The sequence below is a fragment of the Streptomyces albireticuli genome, from assembly GCF_002192455.1.
GTDB classification, from domain to species: domain Bacteria; phylum Actinomycetota; class Actinomycetes; order Streptomycetales; family Streptomycetaceae; genus Streptomyces; species Streptomyces albireticuli_B.
Window position 1 is genome coordinate 1,034,973 of the sequence record NZ_CP021744.1, and the last position, 21,053, is coordinate 1,056,025.

General features: G+C 73.9%; 13 protein-coding genes and 2 pseudogenes. 8 read left to right on the plus strand and 7 right to left on the minus strand.

Annotated features, from left to right (window positions below; translation table 11 throughout):
• Window positions 1-160 precede the first annotated feature (160 nt).
• The 4 genes and pseudogenes from SMD11_RS04455 to SMD11_RS36190 form a co-directional block, all read right to left on the minus strand.
• Window positions 161-3,610 carry a beta-ketoacyl synthase N-terminal-like domain-containing protein gene (locus tag SMD11_RS04455; RefSeq protein ID WP_324614798.1) on the minus strand — a complete coding sequence of 1,150 codons (3,450 nt, stop codon included), beginning with the start codon at window positions 3,608-3,610 and terminating at the stop codon, window positions 161-163.
• Window positions 3,611-3,613: 3 nt separating this feature from the next.
• Window positions 3,614-4,105: pseudogene (locus SMD11_RS36800) on the minus strand (SDR family NAD(P)-dependent oxidoreductase); the annotation flags it as partial.
• 76 nt (window positions 4,106-4,181) lie between these two features.
• Window positions 4,182-5,483, minus strand: a pseudogene (locus SMD11_RS04460) (polyketide synthase); the annotation flags it as partial.
• Between the two features lie 101 nt (window positions 5,484-5,584).
• Window positions 5,585-5,845, minus strand: coding sequence for a phosphopantetheine-binding protein (locus SMD11_RS36190; RefSeq protein ID WP_087925181.1), 261 nt, complete (start codon window positions 5,843-5,845; stop codon window positions 5,585-5,587).
• 230 nt (window positions 5,846-6,075) lie between these two features.
• On the opposite strand from SMD11_RS36190, the gene SMD11_RS04470 reads away from it, so the two are divergent.
• The 4 genes from SMD11_RS04470 to SMD11_RS04485 all read left to right on the plus strand — a co-directional run bounded on the left by SMD11_RS04470 (window position 6,076) and on the right by SMD11_RS04485 (window position 10,276).
• On the plus strand, window positions 6,076-6,513 hold the full coding sequence (locus SMD11_RS04470; protein WP_087925182.1) for an ester cyclase: 438 nt from the start codon (window positions 6,076-6,078) through the stop codon (window positions 6,511-6,513).
• Window positions 6,514-6,543: 30 nt separating this feature from the next.
• Window positions 6,544-7,905, plus strand: a complete 1,362-nt coding sequence (gene ccrA / locus SMD11_RS04475) for a crotonyl-CoA carboxylase/reductase (protein WP_087925183.1) — start codon at window positions 6,544-6,546, stop codon at window positions 7,903-7,905.
• A 261-nt stretch (window positions 7,906-8,166) separates the two neighbouring features.
• Window positions 8,167-8,736 carry a GbsR/MarR family transcriptional regulator gene (locus SMD11_RS35775; RefSeq protein WP_199843795.1) on the plus strand — a complete coding sequence of 190 codons (570 nt, stop codon included), beginning with the start codon at window positions 8,167-8,169 and terminating at the stop codon, window positions 8,734-8,736.
• Entirely contained in the window at window positions 8,729-10,276 is a 1,548-nt protein-coding gene (locus SMD11_RS04485; RefSeq protein ID WP_087925184.1) for an MFS transporter, read from the plus strand. Before SMD11_RS35775 ends, SMD11_RS04485 begins: the two co-directional genes overlap by 8 nt.
• Window positions 10,277-10,387: 111 nt before the next feature.
• On the opposite strand, the gene SMD11_RS04490 is transcribed toward SMD11_RS04485, so the two are convergent.
• From SMD11_RS04490 to SMD11_RS04500, 3 genes are all read right to left on the minus strand, one after another.
• Window positions 10,388-13,123, minus strand: a complete 2,736-nt coding sequence (locus tag SMD11_RS04490) for a helix-turn-helix transcriptional regulator (protein ID WP_159395217.1) — start codon at window positions 13,121-13,123, stop codon at window positions 10,388-10,390.
• Window positions 13,124-13,657: 534 nt separating this feature from the next.
• Window positions 13,658-14,425, minus strand: a complete 768-nt coding sequence (locus SMD11_RS04495; RefSeq protein ID WP_087925186.1) for a CbtA family protein — start codon at window positions 14,423-14,425, stop codon at window positions 13,658-13,660.
• Window positions 14,426-14,446: 21 nt separating this feature from the next.
• Window positions 14,447-14,671 (minus strand): CbtB domain-containing protein, encoded by a 225-nt coding sequence (locus tag SMD11_RS04500; protein WP_087925187.1) that lies wholly within the window; start codon window positions 14,669-14,671, stop codon window positions 14,447-14,449.
• A gap of 329 nt (window positions 14,672-15,000) precedes the next feature.
• On the opposite strand from SMD11_RS04500, the gene SMD11_RS04505 reads away from it, so the two are divergent.
• From SMD11_RS04505 to fes, 4 genes are all read left to right on the plus strand, one after another.
• Entirely contained in the window at window positions 15,001-15,561 is a 561-nt protein-coding gene (locus SMD11_RS04505) for a histidine phosphatase family protein (protein ID WP_087925188.1), read from the plus strand.
• A gap of 260 nt (window positions 15,562-15,821) precedes the next feature.
• Window positions 15,822-17,222, plus strand: a complete 1,401-nt coding sequence (locus SMD11_RS04510; protein ID WP_087930283.1) for a short-chain fatty acyl-CoA regulator family protein — start codon at window positions 15,822-15,824, stop codon at window positions 17,220-17,222.
• 89 nt (window positions 17,223-17,311) lie between these two features.
• Complete coding sequence (gene fhuB, locus SMD11_RS04515; protein WP_087925189.1) at window positions 17,312-19,525, plus strand: Fe(3+)-hydroxamate ABC transporter permease FhuB; 2,214 nt, start codon at window positions 17,312-17,314, stop codon at window positions 19,523-19,525.
• A gap of 257 nt (window positions 19,526-19,782) precedes the next feature.
• Window positions 19,783-21,018, plus strand: a complete 1,236-nt coding sequence (fes, locus tag SMD11_RS04520; protein WP_087925190.1) for an enterochelin esterase — start codon at window positions 19,783-19,785, stop codon at window positions 21,016-21,018.
• The last annotated feature ends 35 nt before the right edge of the window (window positions 21,019-21,053 follow it).

The following is a 21,053-nucleotide window of genomic DNA, read 5'->3' on the forward strand; positions in this document are numbered from 1 at the left end:
GAACCACTAACGGATGAGCGGGACTTCAGGGGCTGACGGGGAGAGGAGTGACCCGCGGGGCGACGCACGGGGCGGCGGGCGTACGTCTACCGCCCGCCCGTCACCCCGCCGCCCGGTGCCCCGGCGTGTCACCCGAGCACACCGGGGCACGCCGCCGGGGTCACCGGCCGACGTCGGTCATCCCCCAGAAGACCAGCACCTCCTGGATCAGCCCGTCGCCCCCGACGCTGATGACGTCCACGCAGGGGATCTCCATGCGCGGCCCGTCCTTCCTCCCCAGCTGGTTGAGCCTGCCGACCAGGGGCAGAGCCACCCGCATACCGTCCTGCGCGGCGACGATCGTCCCGGTCCGGATCTCCGACTTCGCGTCGATCACGGAGGTCAGGTACTCCCGGAGCGCCTCGTGGCCGATCCGCGGCGGGCCGCCGACCGGGTCCTCCATCCGGATGTCGGGGGAGAGCATCTCCATGACCTTGTCGATGTCCCCGTCGTTGAGACGCCGGAAGTACGTCTCCACGACCTTCTTGCGCGCGTCCTCGTCGAGCAGCTCCACCCCTTCGACGGCGGCCCAGTTGTTGACGTTCTTGCCCGCGAGGGCCTCGCCGAGGATCGCCACGGGGTTGGTGTCCAGCCAGTACCGGTCCCTGCGGAAGGCGTAGGTGGGCAGTTCCACCGGCTCCCCCTCGGCGCCGGCGGCGGTCAGCACGCGCCGCCAGTCCACCGCCACGCCCCGCACGTGCGCGCCCGCCAGGGCCGCCAGCAGCCCGGCCACGGCACCGCCCGGCGCGTCGAGCGCCCCGGGTTCCACCCCGACGCCGACGTCGTCGCCCCGCAGCCCGGGGGCGCCCTCGGCGGGCGGCACGGCGGTGTCGCGCTCCAGCCAGTAGGCCGCGTCGGCCATGCGGGCCGTCTCCAGCGGTTCGCCGGTCACGGAGCAGACCAGCGGCAGCTCCGCCTCGCGCGGGCGCACCTTGCGCACCGCGCGGTGGAAGTCCTCGACCGCCGCGCCGCGCACACCGGCCGACTCCAGCAGCCGCCCGACGGCGACGACGAGGACGGCGGCGTCCTCGGCCGTGAGCGCGCCGGCCACCAGGGCCGCCGCGATCTCGCCGCTCCCGTGCCCGGCCACCCCTTCCGGGCTCAGCCCGAGCTCGCCCAGCAGGCCCGCCAAGGCGACCTCCTGGGCGTACCCGGCGGCGGTCCGGACCGCCGGCCCGGCCGGGGCGGCGGAGAGGACGGCGTCCCGGGCCGGGGTGCCGAGGTGGGCGTCCAGGTGGGCGCAGGCCGCGTCGAGCGCGTCGGCGAAGGCCGGGAAGGTCTCGTAGAGCTCCTTCGCGACGGAGTCCTGCCCGGCGGGCGGTCCGGCGGGCGCGGCCCCCCGGAAGACGAGGACCGGCCGCGCCGTGCCCGGTGCCTCGCCCCGCACCGTGCGCTCCAGCGGATCGCCGCACTCCAGGGCGGCGAGCCCGGCGAGCAGGCCCTCGCGGTCCGCCGCGAGGAAGGCGGCCCGGTGCGCGAACGCCGACCGCCCGGTCGCCAGCGACCACGCCACGTCGGAGACCGCCAGGGCGGGCCGCGAGGCGACCGATTCCCCGATCCTGCGGGCCTGTTCGCGCAGCCCCTCGACCGTACGGGCCGACAGCAGCACGGGGACCGGGTCGGAGGCGGGGGCCGGGCGCCGGGCGGGTCCGGCCGCGGGGGCCTGCTCGACGATGAGGTGGACCTTCGTGCCACCGGCCGCGAACGACGACACCCCGGCCCGGCGCGGCCGGCCCGTCTCCGGCCACGGCACGGTCTCCGCCAGCAGCGACACCCCGCCCGAGGCCCAGTCGACCTCCGGGGAGGGCGCGTCGGCGTACAGCGACTTCGGCAGCACGCCGTGCCGCATCGCCAGCACCATCTTGATGACGCCGACCAGCCCGGAGGCCGCCTGCGGGTGGCCGATGTTGGACTTGACCGTGCCGAGCCACAGCGGCCGGCCGGCGGCACGGTTCCGCCCGTACGTCGCCTGGAGTGCCTGCGCCTCGATCGGGTCGCCGAGCGGGGTGCCCGTGCCGTGCCCCTCGACGGCGTCGACCTCGTCCGGCTCCAGCCCGGCGCTCGCCAGCGCCGCGCGGATCACCCGCTGCTGCGAGGGCCCGTTGGGGGCCGACAGGCCGTTGCTCTCCCCGTTGTGGTTCACGGCCGAGCCCCGGACGACCGCCAGGACGGGGTGGCCGAGCCGCCGCGCCTCCGAGAGCCGCTCGACCATCAGCATCGCGGCACCCTCGCCCCAGCCCGTGCCGTCGGCGGCCGCGGAGAACGCCTTGCAGCGCTCGTCGGGCGCCATGCCGCCCAGGTCGAGGGGCGCCGTCGGGCTGGACAGCACCGTCACCCCGCCGACCAGCGCGGACGTGCACTCGCCGCGCTGGAGCGCCTGGCACGCGAGGTGCAGCGCGACCGCCGACGAGGAGCAGCCGGTGTCCACGGTGAACGTGGGCCCTTCGAGGCCGAGGAGGTAAGCCACACGGCCGGACGCGAACGTCGGCGTCACCCCGGTACCGAGGTAGGGCTTCACCTCCTCGGAGATCCGGTTCGAGCCGGCCCAGTAGGGCTGGAAGAACGTACCGACGTACACGCCCGTACTGCCGCCCCGGAGCGTGCGCGGGTCGATGCCCGCCCGCTCCACGGACTCCCACGCCATCGTCAGCAGCAGCCGCTGCTGCGGGTCCATGGCCAGTGCCTCCGCGGCGGGCAGGCCGAAGAACTCCGGGTCGAACGCGGCGGGGTCGTCGATGAACCCGCCCTTGCGCAGCCAGCTGCCGCCGGGGAAGTCGACGCCGAGCTCGGTCAGCCGCTCCACGGCGCCCCACCCCCGGTCGCCGGGCAGGTCGGACACCACGTCACGCCCTTCGGCGACCAGCCGCCACAGGTCCTCCGGCGACTCCACCCCGCCGGGCAGCCGGCAGCTCATGCCGACGATGGCGATCGGTTCGTCGGTCACGGGCGCGGACGCGGCCGGGAGGGCCGGGCGGGCGCCCGGACCGGTGGCCGTCAGGGCGCCGTCCTCCTGCTCGCCGACGAGCTCGGCGCGCAGGAGGCGGGCCACGGCGGCGGGGCTGGGGTGGTCGTAGACCAGCGACGCGGGCAGCCGCAGCCCGGTGGCGGCCCCCAGCCGGTTGCGCAGTTCGACCGCGCTGAGCGAGGTGAAGCCCAGCTCCTGGAACTGCCGGTCCCGTTCGACGGCGTCCGCCGAGTCGTGCCCCAGCACGGCCGCCGCGTGCGCGCGGACCAGGCCGAGCAGGACGCGGTGCTGCTCCCCCGGCGACCGCCCGGTGAGCCGCCCGACGAGCTCGGACCGGGACCCGCCGTCCTCCCCCGCCTCGCCGGCCGGTACGGGGGGCCGCGCCTCGGGCAGCTCGTCCAGGAAGGGGCGCGGGCGGGCGGCCGTGAAGACGGCGGCGAAGCGCTCCCAGTCCATGTCGGTGACCGACAGGGTCGTCTCGTCGCGGTCGAGGGCCTGTCGCAGCGCCGAGACGGCGAGTTCGGGGTCCATCGACCGCAGCCCGAGCCGGCCGAGCGCCTCCTCGACGCCCTCCTGGCCCGACACCATGCCCGCGCCGCCCCACATGCCCCACGCGACGGAGGTGGCGGTGGCGCCGCGGGCGCGGCGGCGTTCTGCCAGCGCGTCGAGGTGGGCGTTGGCGGCGGCGTACGGGCCCTGGCCCGCGCCGCCCCAGACGCCGGCGTTGGAGGAGAAGAGCACGAAGGCGTCCAACTCGCCCGTGTTTTCCGGTGCTTCGGCGGACAGGAGCTCGTCCAGCAGTTCCGCGCCGGTGGCCTTGGCCGCCAGGGTCTCGGCGAGGTCGCCGGGCGTCGCATCGGCGAGGGTCGTGAACCGGCCCGGGACGCCGGCGGTGTGCACCACGGCGCGTACGGGCGAGCCGTCGTCGCGCAGGCGGGACAGGAGCGCCGATACCGCGTCCCGGTCGGCGATGTCGCAGGCGGCGAGGGTCACGCGGGCGCCCAGCGCCTCCAGTTCGGCGCGTAATCCGCCCGCACCCGGGGCGTCGGGGCCACGACGGCTGGTCAGGACAAGGTGCCCGGCGCCGTGGGACGCCAGCCAGCGCGCGACGTGCCCCGAGGTGCGGCTGCGCGGGGGCGCGCCGGGCGCCGAGGGCCCACACGGCCTTGATGAGGCCGGTGACGCCGGCGGCGGAGTCGGTGTGGCCGAAGACGGCCTTGTGCGAGCCGACGAGCAGGGGCCGGTCCGGGGCGCGCCCGGTGCCGTAGACCTCGGCGAGCGTGCCGAGTTCGATCATGTCGCCGAGGGGCGTGCCGGTGCCATGCGCCTCGACGTAGTCGACGTCGTGCGGGGCGAGCCCGGCGGCGGCGAGGGCGTCGCGGACGACGGCTTCCTGCGCGGCGGCGTTGGGCGCGGTGAGGCCGAGGCTGCTGCCGTCGTTGTTCACGGCCGAGCCGCGGATGACGGCGTGGATCCGGTCGTGGTCGGCGAGGGCGTCGGCGAGCCGTTTGAGGACGACGACGCCGCAGCCCTCGCCGCGCACGATGCCGTCGGCGGCGGCGTCGAAGGGCCGGCACCGGCCGGTGGGCGAGATCGCCCCGATGGTGCTCATGAAGACGCTGATCTCAGGCCCTAGGAGGAGGCTGACGCCGGCGGCGAGCCCGGTGTCGATGTCCCCGGCGCGCAGGCTCTGGCAGGCCTGGTGGACGGCGTAGAGGGAGGAGGAGCAGGCGGAGCTGACGGCGACGGCGGGCCCGCGCAGGTCGAAGGTGTAGGCGAGGCGGCCGGCCGCGAAGCTGGACTCGGCGCCGGTGACGTAGTGCGGGCCGATGCGGTCGAGGCCGACGGCCTTGGCGTGCAGCAGGTGGTAGTCGTTGGCGAGCAGCCCGACGTAGACACCGGTGCGGGTGCCGCGCCAGGCGTCCCGGTCGCGCCCCGAGTCGGCCATGGCCTCCCAGGCCACCTCCATCAGGAGGCGCTGCTGGGGGTCGACTGCGGCGGCCTCCCGGGGCGCGATGCCGAAGTGGGCGGCGTCGAAGCGGTCGACGTCGGTGAGGAACGCGCCGACGTGGTTCGCGGTGGTGCCGGGCCGCCCCCGCTCCGGGTGGTACAGCTCCGGCCCCCAGCGGTCGCCGGGTACGGGCGCGATGACGTCGGTACCGGCGGTGAGCACGGTGCCGAGCGAGGCGAGGTCGCGGACGCCTCCGGGGAGGCGGCACCCGACGCCGACGACGGCGATGGGTGCGGCGGGGCGGTGGGTCACGTCCGTGCTGGCGGCCATGGTCTGCGAACGCCTTTCACCTGGGCTCGATGGGGAGGGGGCGACGGGTGGTGCGGGCGGGGCTGTCGTTGCCGGTGTCGGGGCTGCGTCCGGGCCCCGGTCCCCGGCCTGTGGGACGACCGCGGGGAGGCGGCCACGCGCGGGCGGGTCCGTCACCCGGTACCGGGCGGGAGAGCCGGCCTCGGGCGGCCGGGGCATCCAGCCCGCCCGGGGGCGCCTCCCCTCGGTCACCGGAGGGGAGGCGAGGGGCACCGCGCGTGCCACGGAAGGGCCGGGGCCGGGTGCGGGATCCGGCGCCGTCACGCCGCCCTGCGCGCCCCGCGGGACACCATCGCCGCGATGCTGCGGACGTCACGGAAGTTCGCGGCGCTGATCTCGACGGGTTTGACGACGACGTCGAGTTCCTCCCGTATGAAGGCGATCAGCCTGGCCGTGTTGAGGGAGTTGAGCACACCCCACTCCAGCAGCGGCGTGTCGTCCTCCAGGTCGCCCTTGGGGTCGCCGTCGAGGAAGTTCTCGCGGATGTACTCGCTGATGCGCCGGGAGGTAGCAGAACCGATACACCTGTTTCCGTTCGGCGCGTCACGCTACCCACCCCGGCTTTGGCCCGTCAGTCCCTACATCCGGACCCCGCCACCCCTACCCCTACGCCGCCAACTACCCCTTGATTCTTGGGGGTTGCGGGGCTGCCCGGCGGCTGGGTAGCTTGCCGAAGGCTTTCGGCACCCGCTTTCGGTAACTACCTTCGGTAACCGGCCACCCTTCTCCTTCAGGACGGGATGTATCCGCGATGACCCAGCAGCCCTCGGACGCGATCACCGGCCTTTACGACGCTTTCAATTCGGGCGACGTCGAAAAGGCCCGGGAGTTCATCGCCCCGGATGTCGTGGCCCATCTGCCGGGCACCTCGGGCGACGCGGAGCACCCGCCGGGCACCCCGCGCGACCGGGCGGGCTGGCTCGCGGTGTGGCAGTTCACGCAGGCCGTATTCCCCGACATGCGGGCCACGGTCGAGCAGATCGTGCAGACCGGGGACACCGTGGCATCGCGCTGCGTGGTGCGGGGCACACACACCGTCGAGTTCATGGGCATTCCCCCGACAGGGAAGTCCTTCGAAATGCTCATGCTGAACATGAGTCGTGTGCAGAATGGGAAGATCGTCGAGCACTGGACCATCAGTGACAACGTCACGATGCTGGCCCAGCTCGGCCTCAAGGCTCCCCAATAGGCGCAGAGGCACGCCGCACGAGGACTACCGATGCAGGAAATCACCCGGGCTTTGATATCCGGCGAGGCGACAGAGGCCGACATAGCGGCCCTCTGCTTACCCGAGAGCTATCGGGGCGTCGTCGTCCGCAAGGGGGACGTGACACTCTTCGAGGGAATGTCCTCCGCCGACAAGGATCCGCGCAAGTCGCTGCGCGTGGAGGAGGTGCCGGTCCCCGAGCTGGGTCCCGGTGAGGCGCTGGTGGCCGTGATGGCCGGCTCCGTGAACTACAACACCGTATGGTCGTCGATCTTCGAGCCGCTGCCCACCTTCGGGTTCCTGGAGCGCTACGGCCGCACCTCGCCCCTGGCCGCCCGTCACGACCTGCCGTACCACGTCCTGGGCTCCGACCTCGCCGGCGTGGTGCTCCGCACCGGTCCGGGCGTCAACGCCTGGAAGCCCGGCGACGAGGTCGTCGCGCACTGCCTGTCCGTGGAGCTGGAGTCGGCCGACGGCCACGACGACACGATGCTCGACCCGGCCCAGCGGATCTGGGGCTTCGAGACCAACTTCGGCGGCCTCGCCGAGATCGCGCTGGTCAAGTCGAACCAGCTGATGCCCAAGCCGGCCCATCTCACCTGGGAGGAGGCGGCCGCGCCGGGGCTGGTCAACTCCACCGCCTACCGCCAGCTCGTCTCCCGCAACGGCGCCGGGATGAAGCAGGGCGACAACGTCCTCATCTGGGGCGCGAGCGGCGGACTCGGCTCGTACGCCACCCAGCTGGCCCTGGCCGGCGGCGCCAACCCCATCTGCGTGGTCTCCAGCCCCCGGAAGGCGGAGATCTGCCGCAGGATGGGCGCCGAGGCCGTCATCGACCGGTCGGCGGAGAACTACCGGTTCTGGAGCGACGAGCACACCCAGGACCCCCGCGAGTGGAAGCGCTTCGGCGCCCGCATCCGCGAACTCACCGGCGGCGAGGACCCCGACATCGTCTTCGAGCACCCGGGCCGCGAGACCTTCGGCGCCTCGGTCTACGTCACCCGCAAGGGCGGCACCATCGTCACCTGCGCCTCCACCTCCGGTTTCACCCACGAATTCGACAACCGCTATCTGTGGATGAACCTCAAGCGCATCGTCGGCACGCATTTCGCCAACTACCGCGAGGCGTGGGAGGCGAACCGCCTGATCGCCAAGGGCAAGATCCACCCCACGCTGTCCAAGACGTACCGCCTGGAGGACACCGGCCAGGCCGCCTACGACGTGCACCGCAACCTCCACCAGGGCAAGGTCGGCGTCCTCGCCCTCGCCCCCGAGGAGGGACTCGGCGTCCGCGACCACGAGCTCCGCGCCCGGCACCAGGAAGCGATCGACCGCTTCCGCGTGCCCGGCGCCGAACCGGCCACCGCCACCTGACGAGCGCTCCACCGAGCGCTGCGGTCGACGGGGGGAAGGGACGCGGCCGGGCCGCGTCACCCGGCGCCCCCGGAGCCACCGGCTCCGGGGGCGCCGGCCTGTCCGCACCTGGCGGCCGCCCACGCCCCTGCGGCCTCACCGAAGCGATCGGGCCACTTCTCCCCCACTTCCTCAACACGCCCTACCCGCAGGCGAGTTCAGTCATTACAGTGGCGACTGAAACCTCTGGTCATCGCAATCGGCTTCAGGAGGTAACGCCCTATGGCGTCGTCCGCCGACGACACCCCGGCCGTGGAGTCCGCCGAGATCCGGGCCTGGGTCGAGGGTGTGGCGACCTGGTTCATGCAGCAGTCCGGCTGGCCCCCGATCATGGGGCGGACCCTGGCCTGGCTGATGGTGAGCGATCCGCCCGAGCAGAACGCCGCGCAGATCGCCGAGGCCGTCCGGGCGAGCCGGGCGTCCCTCACCGGCACCCTGCGGCTCCTCACCGAGACCCGCATGATCCAGGCCGTGACCCGCAGCGGCGACCGTTCCACGTACTACCGCGTGTCCACCGACGCCTGGTCCGCCCTGGTGCGCCGGCGTCTGGAGAGCATCGCCTCCTTCGTGGACATCACCGACGAGGGGCTGCGGCTGTTCCCCGCCGGGGCCCCGGAGGCGGCCCGGCTGCGGGAGGCGCACCAGGTCTTCGAGTGGCTCACGGTCGAGGCGGAGCCCCTGCTCAAGCGCTGGGACGCCGTCCGGAACAGCTCCCTCCAGGACGGGACCCACGGGTCCGGCGCGGATCGGGCCGACGCGGGACAGGCGGAACAGGGGGACCACGGTGCGTGAGGCGAGGGGCAAGTGGCTGGCGCTGGCGGCACTCGGGCTGAGCCTGCTGACCATCGGCGTGGACGCGACGATCCTCAATGTGGCCCTGCCGACCGTGGGCGCCGACCTGGGGGCGTCGACCAGCGACCTCCAGTGGTTCGTCGACGCGTTCACGCTGGCGATGGCGGCGCTGCTGCTGCCCGCCGGGCTGCTCGGCGACCGGTTCGGCCGCAAGAAGTTCCTGATGGGGTCGCTGTTCGTGTTCGGCGCCGCCTCCGTGTGGTGCGCGTACTCCGGCTCGTCGGGGATGCTGATCGCGGCGCGTACGCTGCTCGGCGTCAGCGCGGCCTTCCTCGTGCCGCTGTGCACCTCGGTCCTCCTGGACATCTTCGAGGACGAGAAGGAGCGGACGAAGGCGATCGGGGTCATCGCCGTCACCCAGACGCTCGGGCTGCCGCTCGGCCCGATCCTGGGCGGCGCGCTGCTCAACCACTTCTGGTGGGGCTCGGTGTTCCTGGTCAACGCCCCGCTGGTGGCGCTGGGCCTGGTGGCCGTCGCCCTGCTGGTCCCCGAGTCGCACGGCGCGCAGCGCGGCCGGATCGACTTCACCGGGGTGCTGATCTCCAGCGTCGCGCTCATCGGCGTCGTCTACGGCTCGATCAGGGCCGGCGAGGAGGGCTGGGGCAGCGGCGAGGCGCTGCTGCCGCTGGTCGGCGGGCTGGTGCTGCTGGTGGTGTTCGGCTTCTGGGAGAAGCGCGTCAAACGCACCGGCGAACCCCTGGTCGACCTGGGCCTGTTCCGCTCCCGCGGCTTCGTCTGGGGTTCGGTGCTGGGCACCGTCGTGGCCTTCGCGATGTTCGGGCTGATCTTCGCGCTGCCGCAGTACTTCCAGGCGGTCGACGGCACCGACGCGCTGGGTACGGGCGTGCGGCTGCTGCCGCTGATCGGCGGGGTGCTGGTCAGCGCCGGGCTGGTCTCCAAGCTGGCGACGGAGATCGCCCCGCGGGCGGTGCCCGCGCTCGGCTTCCTGCTGGTCGCGGCCGGCCTGTTCCTGGGCACCAGGACCGAACTGGCCACGTCCTACGGCTTCGTGGCCCTCTGGCTCGTGGTGGCCGGCGTGGGCCTCGGCCTGGCGATGACGCGGACGATGACCGCGGCCATCAATTCGCTGTCCAAGGAGCGCAGCGGGGTGGGTTCCGCCCTCGTCTCGGCGATGCGGCAGGTGGGCGGCTCGGTCGGGGTGGCGGTGCTCGGCACGGTCGCCAACGCCGGCTACCGCTCCCATCTGCGGCTGGGGGAGGTGCCCGGTGAGGTCACGGAGGTCGCCCGGCGCAGCGTGGGCAGCGGGGTGGCCGTCGGGAAGAAGCTGGGCAGCCCCGAGATCGTGCGGGCGGTGCAGGACGCGTTCGTGAGCGCGATGCACACGCTGCTGGCGGTGTGCGGCGTCATCGCGGTGGTGGCCGCCGTGCTCGCCCTGTTCTTCATGCCGAAGCGGCCCTCCGGGGCGGCGGCGGTGGAGGAGGCGGACCGTGAGGGTTCGGTGAGCGGAACGGTGGGCTGATCCGGCCGGGGTGCGAGCCGGATCCGTACGCCGTCAAGGCTCCGCGGCGTCGCGTGCCCGTGACCGCGGCGCCGCGGACACCACCCCGTGCGGTGGTCCGGCACGGGGTGTCTACAGGTCCATCGGGAGTTGGTGCCGACGAGTGATACGCAGTTTTCGGTATACGCGCGTCAGATGCTGTTCGACGGTGCTGACCGTGATGTAGAGCTGCTCCGATATCTCGCGGTTGGTACGGCCGTAGGCGGCGAGCGAGGCCACGCGGTGTTCCGCCCGGGTGAGTTCGCCGCCGGGCTCGGCGGTGGGCTCGGCCGCCGCGGCCGCCGGGGTGACGTCCTCCCGGGGTGCGGGCGCCTCCCGCCGGCCGGGCGCGACCCGGCGGCAGAGGGGTTCCGCCCCGCATTCCCGGGCGATGTGCCAGGCGCGGCGGCGGGCGAGTTCGGCGCGCATCGGGTCACCGAGTTCCTGGAAGGCGTCCCGCAGGTCGGCGAGGGCCTTCGCGGCCTCCAGCCGGTCGCAGGAGGAGTGGAGGTCCTCGACGGACATGCGCAGGAGTTCGGGCCGCTGGGCGAGGGGGGCGAGGGCCGCCTCCATCCGGAGGGTGATGCCGCGGATACGGCCGTTGCCGGGGAATTTCGCGCTGGGCTGCGGGGAAAGGACCTCCGCGGCCTGGACGGGCTCGCCGACGCGCAGCCAGCATTCGGCGGCCTCGGTGCGCCAGGACACCAGCATGGGGTGGTCGATTCCCCAGCGGCCGGCCAGCTTTCCTATTTTCAGGAAGTCCGCGAGCGCGGCGAGCGGGCGGTCCGTCGCGAGGTGGAAGACGCCCCGGGCGCGGAGATAGGCGAGCCAGTGCACGCTCTTGAACCAGGTCTCGGGCACCGGCAGGTTGATCTGGCGGGCGGCGTCGTCGTAGCGGCCGAGTTCGGTGTAGGCCACGGCCAGGATGGCGGTGGTGCCGCAGACCAGGACGCTGCCGTTCCGCTCGGGGGCCACGGCCAGTGCCCGTTCAACCGAGGTGATGGCATCCTCCAGCCGCCCCTGGCGCAGGGCTATCAGGCCCTGGGTGGTGGCGAACACGGCCTGCCAGCCGGGGATGTCGCGGCGGGTGGACTCGTCGAGGGCGCGGGCGCACCAGGCGGCGGCCTCCTCGACCCGGTCGGCGTAGAGCAGGGCCTTGAGGGCGCTGCCCACGGGGCCGAGCATGGCGTCGGTGAGGGTGGCGACCTTGAGGAAGCTCTCGGCGGAGGCGACCCAGTCGTCCCCGCCCCCGCCGAGCAGGAGGGTCTCGGCGGACCTCTGGAGCAGGTGGACGCCGGGGACCCGCTCGCCCGCGCGGCCGCCGGGCTCCGGCGGGACGGCCGGACGGCCCTCGTCGGGGACCATCACGGCGGGGAAGCCGTAGCGCGCCCACATCGAGGAGATGTACGGGTGGATGCCGCTCTCCGGGGTCATGGCCGGGGCGTCGGGACCGCGGCGGGCGATGACCTCCAGGGCCTCCTCGATGCGGCCGTGGGCCACGAGGAGCTTGCCGAGCATGACCAGCCCGTCCGGGGACAGCGTTCCGGCGCGCATGGCGGCGAGCAGGTCGGGGAGGTGCTGGTACTCCGCGGCGGCGGGGTTGGTGCGCCACATGACGAGGGCGAGCCGCATCTTGATCTCGATGCGCTCGGCCTCGTCGGAGCCGGAGTCGTGGGCGAGTTCGAGGCAGTCGATGGCGAACTTCGCGTCGTCCTCGCCGAGGGCGTCCTCGGCGGCGTTCCGCAGGGCGATCAGTTCCCAGGGTTCGACGGCGCGCTGGGCGGCCAGGAGGTGGCGGGCTATCGCCGGGGAGGCGGCCCCGGCGGCGTAGAGGACGGCGGCGGCCTTGCGGTGCAGGGCGGTGCGGCGGGCGGGTGCCATGTCGGCCTCGACCGTGGCGGCGGCGGAGCGGTGCCGGAAGCGGGTGCCGTCGATGACGCCGGCGGCCCTGAGGGCGTGGAGGTTCTGGTCGAGGGGCGCGGCCGGCTGGTCGAGCATCCGGGCGAGCAGGGCGGGGGTGCCGGCGTCGCCGAGGACGGCGAGGGCGTGGCCGACCTCCAGGGCCACGGATCCGCTGCGGTAGAGGCAGGCGAGGACGGCCTGTCCGTAGAGCCCGCCCACCAGGGGTTCGCCGCAGGCGCTGGGCGTGCCGACGCCGGTGACCAGGCACTCCTCCAGGAGTGCCCGCAGGAGCAGGGGGTTGCCGGCGCCTATGGAGTGCAGGCGTCCGACCAGGGCGGGGTCGTGCGGGTCGCCGTCGTGGGCGGCGAGGAGTTCATCGGTGCCCTGTTCGGTGAGCGGGCCGAGGCGGATGCGCAGGGAGTTGGACCGGCGCAGCAGCTCCGTCTTGATCAGCGGGTCCTGGTGGGGCAGGTGGAGGCTGTCGGTGAAGACGAGGAGGAGGCGGGCCGAGCGGAGCCGGCCGGCGAGCTGGAGGAGGTGGTGCAGGGAGCGGATGTCGCCGTCCTGGGCGTCGTCGACGCAGACGACGACGGGTGAGGTCGCGGTCATCCGGTGGAGGGCCGCGAGGAAGTCGTGCTCGGTGGGGGGCCGGGTCGGGTCGGGGCCGCCCTGCCCCGTCTGGTCGGCGAGCTGGCGCAGTACGGCGAAGGGCTGCGCGTCGGTGGAGCGCATCCCGACGGCCCTGAGCACCATCGCTCCCTGGGCGGCGGCGTATTCGGCGAAGGTCTCCAGGAGTTCGCTCTTCCCGCAGCCGACGCCGCCTTCCACGACGACCGTCTTCGACCTTCCGGCCGTGCACTCGGTGAGTGCGGACGCGAGGAGGCCGAGTTCCTTTTCACGGTTGACCAGTATCATCTGGAGTGACACGCCCTCGTAAAGTTTCAGCAGACGAACCTTCTCGGGATGAATTTCCGGAATTCCGGGTCCCCGGCGGCCGATGCCAGGGGTGCGAAGGGCCCGCGGCGGAAGAGGTGCCGGGGCCGGCGGGAACGCAAAAGGGGGCACGCGCGGGGGCCGTGGCGGAGAACGGTCCGGCGCGGCTTCACGCCATGGGGTTTCCCGGCTCTAACGGAGTCTGCTCCGCGCCCCCGGGCGGCACGTCGGCCACCTGGCGTGACGTAGGGTCATCCGACCGTCCATGCACACCCCACCGCTCCCCCTGCCCCCAAGCGCAGCGCGCGTGTTGAGCGTTCAGGCTAGCGCCTCTCCCGGTCCCGGTGCGAGACCGGACGGGAGTCGGCGACATTAAGTCTCCGCTACCGGATTCCGTTTCGACGTACCGTCAATCTCTTTTGGAGAAAGGCGAGTTCTCGACTCCGGTCCGGACTCGGCGGCGTGGTAGGAGCGGATGCGCGAGAGCCCGCCCGGTGGGTCCGGGCGGGCTCTCGCGTGGGGTGGGGTTCAGCTTGTCGGAGCGGCTGCCGGGGTGGCCGTTCCGGTGCGGGAGCCGGAGGCGGCACGGGGGGTGAGGAGCCGCTCGGCGAGGTGGCCGAAGACCAGGCCGAAGCCGGTCCACAGGAGGAGCTGCATGGCGAGGGCGGAGAGCCTGAAGCGCCAGAGCAGCGTGGCGGAGAAGCCGTCGGGGACTTCGTTGATCGCGGGCAGGAAGGCGTAGGCGAGCCCGACCGCGGCGACGAAGCCGGCCGCCGCCGCGACGGTGGCGTACCAGGCCCCGAGGCGGGGTGCCAGCCGCTTGCCGAGGACGACCGCGGCCACCGCCAGGAGGACGCTGAGCGCGATCATCAGGAAGTAGAGCGTGGTGCGCTTGGCGATGGTGTCGGGGTCACCGACGGCCGGGGGGTTCGCCGGGTACTTCAGGAACGGCACCACGTAGACGGTCAGGAGCGCGCCGAGGGAGACCAGGGCTGCCGTCGCACGGGGGCCGAACCGGCCGACGCGGCCGAGCGCGACGCAGAAGGCCAGGGCGGCGATGCCGCCGAGCGCGACGCCGTAGACGAGGATGCCGGTGGCGAGGCCGGCCGTGGACTGGAGGGTGCGGCTGACGGCCTCCTCGCCGCCGTGCTCATGGCTGTGCGCCTCCTCGAAGGCGATGGCGGAGTCCACTTGGGGCTCGCCCAGCAGATAGGCGACGATCAGGGCGAGGACGCCGGCGGCGAGGCCGGCGAGCATGCCGCGGACGAGCAGGGCTCTCACGGAGACGGAGTTCATGATGTCGGTACCCCTGGGTCGTCAGTGGCAGGGGAAGCCGAGCAGGTGGCGTCCGTCGTGGAGCCACTCGTGGACGTTCTCACCGGAGACGAGCGAGGTGGCGCCCTGTTCGGCGCCGACGAAGTAGAGCAGGACCAGCATGAGGATCCCGCCGAAGACGGCCCAGGGGGCGATCTCCTTCAGCGAGATGGGGGTGACCTCGGGTATGGCGGGCGAGCTGGTCGCGGGAGCGGCTGACTGTGCCATGGCAGAACCTCCTGGGGGAACACGCGTCCCATGTCGGGGCCAGGACGACAGTGCCGGGTCTGACTTCCCGGCCCGGGCACGCGGGAGGGCGTGCGGGCCGGTAACACAGTGGCGCGACCGTACCGGATTCTCACCGGGATTCCGTCACACCGTCGTCATTGCCACGCGACCGTACCGCGCGCCGGACCCATGCGCTACGGCGTACGGATGCGCACCCCAGCGCACGCTCCCCGGGATGTCCGTGATCTCCTGACGCGCGGGCGCGCGGGGCTCCGAACGGGCCTGGCGGGCAAGGGAGACCGGCGGGAGAGAAGGGGAGAGGGGCGACGATGACGGTGCGTGTGACGCTGATCTCAGCCGCGGCCGGGGCGGCGGCGCGGGAGGCGCGCTTCGGCGACGGGCCACCGGACGAGGCCGCCCTGCGGCGGGCGGCGGAGGCGGCCGGGGGGCTGCCGGCCGCGTCGCGGGTGTTCGGCGCGCCCTCCGCGCGCTGCCGTGCGACGTGCGCGGCGCTCGGCCTGACCCCGGGCGCCGGGCCCGCCCCGCACGACCTGGACCCGGGCCGGTGGCGCGGGCGTTCCCTCGCGGAGGTCGGCGCCGAGGAGCCCGAGGCCGTGGCCCGCTGGCTCACCGACCCCGCCGCCGCCCCGCACGGCGGGGAGTCGGTCCTCGGCCTGGTGGCCCGGGTGGGCGGCTGGCTGGACTCCCTGGTGGAGGAGGGCGGGCGGGTACTGGCGGTGGTGGAACCGGCGGTGGTGCGGGCGGCGGTGGTCCACGGGCTGGGGTTGCCGGCGGAGGTGTTCTGGCGGCTGGACGTGCGGCCGTTGACCGGTACGGAGCTGTCGGGGCGGGTGGGGCGGTGGAACCTGCGGTGCGGGGCGCCCCTGTGAGGGGCGGGTTCTCCCCTGCCCGGGCCGCCCGTTGTGTCCGACGCGCGGCTCCGCGCGTGGCGGGGGCAAGCCCCAGGGCCGCCTTTCCGCGCTGCGCGCGGTGTCCTCGATGCCGGACGGGCCGGGTCCGGGTCGGAGCCCCACGGCGTGGCGGATCCGCACATCGGATGCGGCGGGCAGGGCGGGACCGGGGCAAGATCCGATCTTTCCCACCCGCACACGTCGCGGCGGTGCGAAGATGCCCCCGGGAGGGCATGGACATGAGCAAGACCTACGCCGGCGCGCGCCTGCGCCGCCTCAGGGAGGAGCGCCGGCTCAGCCAGGCCGAGCTCGCACGGCAGCTCGCCGTATCCCCCAGCTATCTCAATCAGATGGAGCACGACGCCCGCCCCCTGACCGTCCCCGTGCTGCTGCGCCTGACCGAGGCGTTCGGCGTGGACGCCGGGTTCTTCTCCGAGCGGGACACCACCCGGCTGCTCGCCGACCTCCGGGAGGCGCTGGCCGACGAGGTGACGGCCGCGAAGGTGTCCCCCGGCGACCTGTCCGAGCTGGCGTCGCGGCTGCCGTCGGTGGCCGAGGTCGTGCTCGCCATGGACCGCCGCAACCGCGCGCTGGCCGAGCGGGTGGCGGAGCTCGCCGGGGACCGCGAGGGCACCGCGGCGGTCTCCGCCGGGCGCACGCCGCACGAGGAGGTGCGGGAGTTCTTCTACCGGCGGCAGAACTATCTGCACGAACCGGACATGGCCGCCGAGCGGCTGGCGGGCGCGATTGGGGTCCGGCGCGGCGAGGTGCGGCAGGCGCTGGCCGCCCGGCTGGCGGACCGGCACGGGGTCCGGCTGGCCTCGGGCGCGGAGGAGCTGCACCGCTACGATCCGGACGCGCGGGTCCTGCGTCTGTCGCCCCGGCTGCGGCCGGGCCAGCAGGCGTTCCGGATGGCGACGCAGCTCGCGCTCCTGGAGTACGGGCGGGAGCTGTCGGAGCTCGCCGCGGAGGACTTCACGGAGGACTCCCCCGCCTGGTCGACGGCCCGGATCGGGCTCGCCAACTACTTCGCGGCGGCGCTCGTCCTGCCGTACGGCGTCTTCCACGCGGCGGCGGAGGAGCAGCGCTACGACATCGAGCGGCTCGCCGACCACTTCGGGGTGGGGTACGAGACGGTGTGTCACCGGCTCAGCACCTTGCAGCGGCCGCGCGCCCGCGGGGTGCCGTTCTCGTTCGTCCGCGTGGACCGGGCGGGCAACATGTCCAAGCGGCAGTCGGCGACGGGCTTCCACTTCTCGCGGGCGGGCGGCACCTGCCCGCTGTGGAACGCCTACGAGGCCTTCGCCTCGCCGGGCCGGGTGCACGTACAAGTGGCGGCGATGCCGGACGGGCAGCGCTATCTGTGGACGGCGCGGTCCGTCACGCGCTTCCGGGGCGGGTGGGGCGAGCCCGGCAAGACGTTCGCGATCGGTCTGGGCTGCGAGCTGCGGCACGCGCCGCGGCTGGTGTACTCCGCGGGTCTGGACCTGGACGACGCCGCGGCGGCGACGCCGATCGGGATGGGCTGCCGGGTGTGCGAGCGGCTGGACTGTCCGCAGCGGGCGGTGCCGCCGCTGGGCCGGCGGCTGGCCGTGGACGAGAACCGCACGACGTTCGTACCGTATCCGGTGGAGCCCTGACCGGGGGCCGGGTCCGGCCCTCGTGGCCCGGTGGGACGTACACCCCCTCCGCCTGCGATGATGTAAAGTTCTTAGGCTAGCCTTACCTTATGACTCTGTCGCAAGTGGGCCCCCCGGAGGCACAGCCCACCAGCTCCTCCCGTTCGGCGCCCCCGCCGGGCCGTCCGCACGGCAGCCGCACGCTCGTGGTCGCCTCGGTCTCCCTGGTGCTCGCCGTCCTCGTCCTGTCCGCCCTTTCGCTGTCCGTGGGCGCGGGAGAGGTCGGGCCGGGCGACGTCCTGAACTACCTGCTGGGGCGCGACGGCGCACGCGACAGCTCCCGTCTCTCCCTGGTCGTCGGCGACTTGCGGATCCCCCGCACGCTCACCGCGCTGGCCGTCGGCGCGGCCCTCGGCACGGCGGGCTGTCTGCTCCAGGCCGTCACCCGCAACCCGCTGGCCGAGACCGGCCTGCTCGGCGTCAACGCGGGCGCGTCCCTCGGCGTCGTCGTCGGCATCGCCTTCCTCGGGGTGCAGAGCGGCTTCGGCTATCTGCTCTGGGCCTTCGGCGGCGCGGTCGTCGCGAGCTCCCTCGTGCTGCTGATAGCGGGCCGCCGGGGCGGCGGTTCACCGATGCGGCTGGTGCTCGCCGGATCCGCTCTCGGCGCCACCTTCGGCGGTGTGACCAGCGTCCTCATCGTGAACTCCGCCGAGACGTACGACCGCTTCCGCTTCTGGGTGCTCGGCTCGCTCGCCGGCGTCGAGGGCTTCGGCAAGCTCGGCAGCCTGGCGCCCGTCCTGGCCGTCGGCTTCGTCGTGGCGCTGCTCATCGCCCGGCCGCTGTCCGCCCTCGCCCTCGGCGACGACCTCGCCCGCGGCCTGGGCCACCGCCCCGGCGCCATCCGCGTCGTCGTCGCCCTCTCCGTGACGCTGCTGACCGCCGCCTCCGTGGCGCTCGTCGGCCCGGTCTCCTTCCTGGGCCTGCTCGCCGGATTCCTCGCGCGCGCCGTCACCGGCCCCCGGCTGCTCGCCCAGATCGCGCTCGCCGGGCTCATCGGCGCGGGCGTCCTGACCGGCTCCGACATCCTGGCCCGGGTCGTCTCCCGGCCCTTCGAGGCCCCGGTCTCCGTGATCATCGCGCTCTTCGGCGCCCCCGTCCTGATCGCCATCGTCCGCTCCAAGCGGCTGGGCGCGATGGGCATGACCGAGCCCGCCACCGCCGAGACCTCCGGACCGGGCAAGCGCCTGCTGCCTCGCCTTCCCCGGCTGCCGCGACGCTCCCGCCCGGCCAAGGGGCGGACCGACAGCCTGGTCGTCCGGCGCGGCCCGCTGTCGCTGCTGGTGCCGCGCCGGGCGGCGCTCGCCGCGCTGTTCCTGAGCGCCCTGCTGGTGACGGCCGTCGTGCTGTCCGCGTACGCCGGGCAGAGCGACATGGGCATCACCCGCACCTTCAACGCGGTCTTCGGCTCCGGCGACCGCTTCGATGTCCTGCTGGTGCAGAAGTTCCGGCTCGGCCGGATCGTCGCCGGGCTGGCGGCCGGCGCGGCGCTCGGCCTCGCGGGCTGTCTGACCCAGACGCTCGCCAGGAACCGGCTGGCCACCCCCGAACTCCTCGGTGTCAACGACGGCGCCACGGCTGCCGTGCTGCTGTCGGCCACGCTCAGCGGCACCTTCGGCGCCTGGTGGGCCGGCCCGGTCGGCGCCCTCGCCGCCGTGCTCGTCGTCACCACCGTCTCCGGCGGCCTCGGGCAGCGCGGCTACCGGGTCCTCGTCGTCGGCCTCGCGATGTCGGCGCTCGCCTCCGCCGTCACCCAGGTCGTGCTCTCCCGCCGCTCCCTGAACTCCGCGAGCTCCCTGTACGTGTGGACCTCCGGCAGCCTCAACGGACGCGGCTACTCCGTGGCCGTCCCGGTCCTCATCGGCCTGGCCGTGCTCGTACCGCTCGCCCTCGTCGTCGCCCGCCACCTCAACGTGCTGCGGTTCGACGACTCCACGGCCGCGTCCCTGGGCGTCTCCGCCAGCCGGATCCGCCTCATCTGCCTCCTCCTCGCGGTGGGCCTCGCCGGCCTGGCCGTCGGCATCTGCGGGCCCGTCGGCTTCGTCGCCCTCGCCGCACCGGTCGTCGCGGGCCGCCTGGCGGGGCCGCTGCGGGTGCCGGTGCTGGGGTCGATGCTGGTGGGCGCGGTGCTGATCGTGCTGGCGGACATGCTCGGCAGGATCGTCCTGAACGGGGTGGAGATCCCGGTCGGTGTCGTCACGACGGTGCTGGGCGGACCGTTCCTGCTGTGGGTGCTGCTCGGCCGCTCCGCGGCGACGCGCGTGTAGGAACGGCGGGAGATTTGTCCCCGACCCGCCCCTTCCCGTAACCGGGGGCAAGCCCCCGGGCCCCCGGTTCCGGGCGACAACTCAGCCCGTCTGGGGGCACCTCCCAGCGGTAGCTGGGGGAGCTTGAGGACCGGGGTCCGGGGCGGAGCCCCGGTCGGGAAGGGGCGGGGTGGGGAAAAGGCCCGCCGCAGGCGCACCCCGTCCCACCCGCCCCGCTCCGGACCCCGCCACCCTGCCCACCAAAGAAACCAGGAGCCATGCACCCGCAGAGCCCCGCACTCCAGAACCTCGCCGCCGCCGTACGCAACGGCACCCCCGGCGCCACCGACATCTTCTGGCGGCACGCCGCCACCACCGGCACCCCCCTCGTCGAGCCGGACCCGGCCGACCCCGGCAACCCCGCGTACCGCCTCGTCACCTTCCTGTGGCGCGACGACCCGGCCGCCCCCGCCACCGACGTCCTCGCCCTCCTCCACACGGTCACCGACAAGGACCGGCACGCCCGCGACCTGAGCCCGCACCTGATGGAGAAGGTGCCGGGCACGGACGTCTGGGCCATCAGCCACCGGCTGCGGGCCGACCACCGGGCCGCGTACCAGTTCTTCGTGGCGCGCGGCCCCCGCGAGGAGACGCTGCGCACCGACCGCGAGGCGTGGCTGCGGGTGCTGGACGCGGCCGTTCCCGACCCGCACAGCACGGTGCCGGTGCTGCCCTCGAAGGACGGCCGCAACCCGTCGTCCGTGCTGGAGCTGCCCGACGCCCCGGCCCAGAAGTGGGCGCTGCCGAGGGCGGAGGTGGCGCGTGGTGAGCGCGTCGAGGCGGAGGTCGACGGCCGCCGGGTGTCGGTGCACCTGCCCGCCGGGCACCGGGCCGGTGACGGGTCGTACGCCGTCGCCGTGCTGCTGGACGGCGAGATGTGGGGGCCGGTCCTCCAGTTCGGTGACACGCTCGACAACCTGCACGCGGAGAAGCGGATCCCGCCGACCGTGACGCTGCTGGTGCACACCATGGGCCGGGCGCGGCGGATGGCGGACCTCAGTTGCAGCGAGGAGTTCGTCGACTGGCTGGCGGACGTGCTGCTGCCGTGGGCCGCCGACGCGTACGGCGCCACGGGCGACCCGGCGCGCACTGTGGTGGCCGGGCAGAGCGCGGGCGGTCTGACGGCGGCGTTCGCGGCGTTCCGCAGGCCGGAGCGGTTCGGGAACGCGCTGACGCAGTCGGGCTCCTTCTGGTGGCCGGACGACACCGAGTTCGACAGCGGCAGCGAGTGGCTGACGCGGCAGTACGCGGTGCGCGAGACGCTGCCGGTCCGTTTCCATCTGGAGGTGGGCGTCCAGGAGTGGATGCTGCTCCCCCAGAACCGCCACCTGCGCAATGTGCTGGAGGCGCGCGGCTACCAGGTGACGTACCGGGAGTTCAACGGCGGGCACGACTACGCCTGCTGGCGCGGCGGGCTGGCCGACGGCCTCGTGGGGCTGCTCGGAGCGCGCTAGCACCGCGGGGTCACGACCGCGGATCACGACAGAGG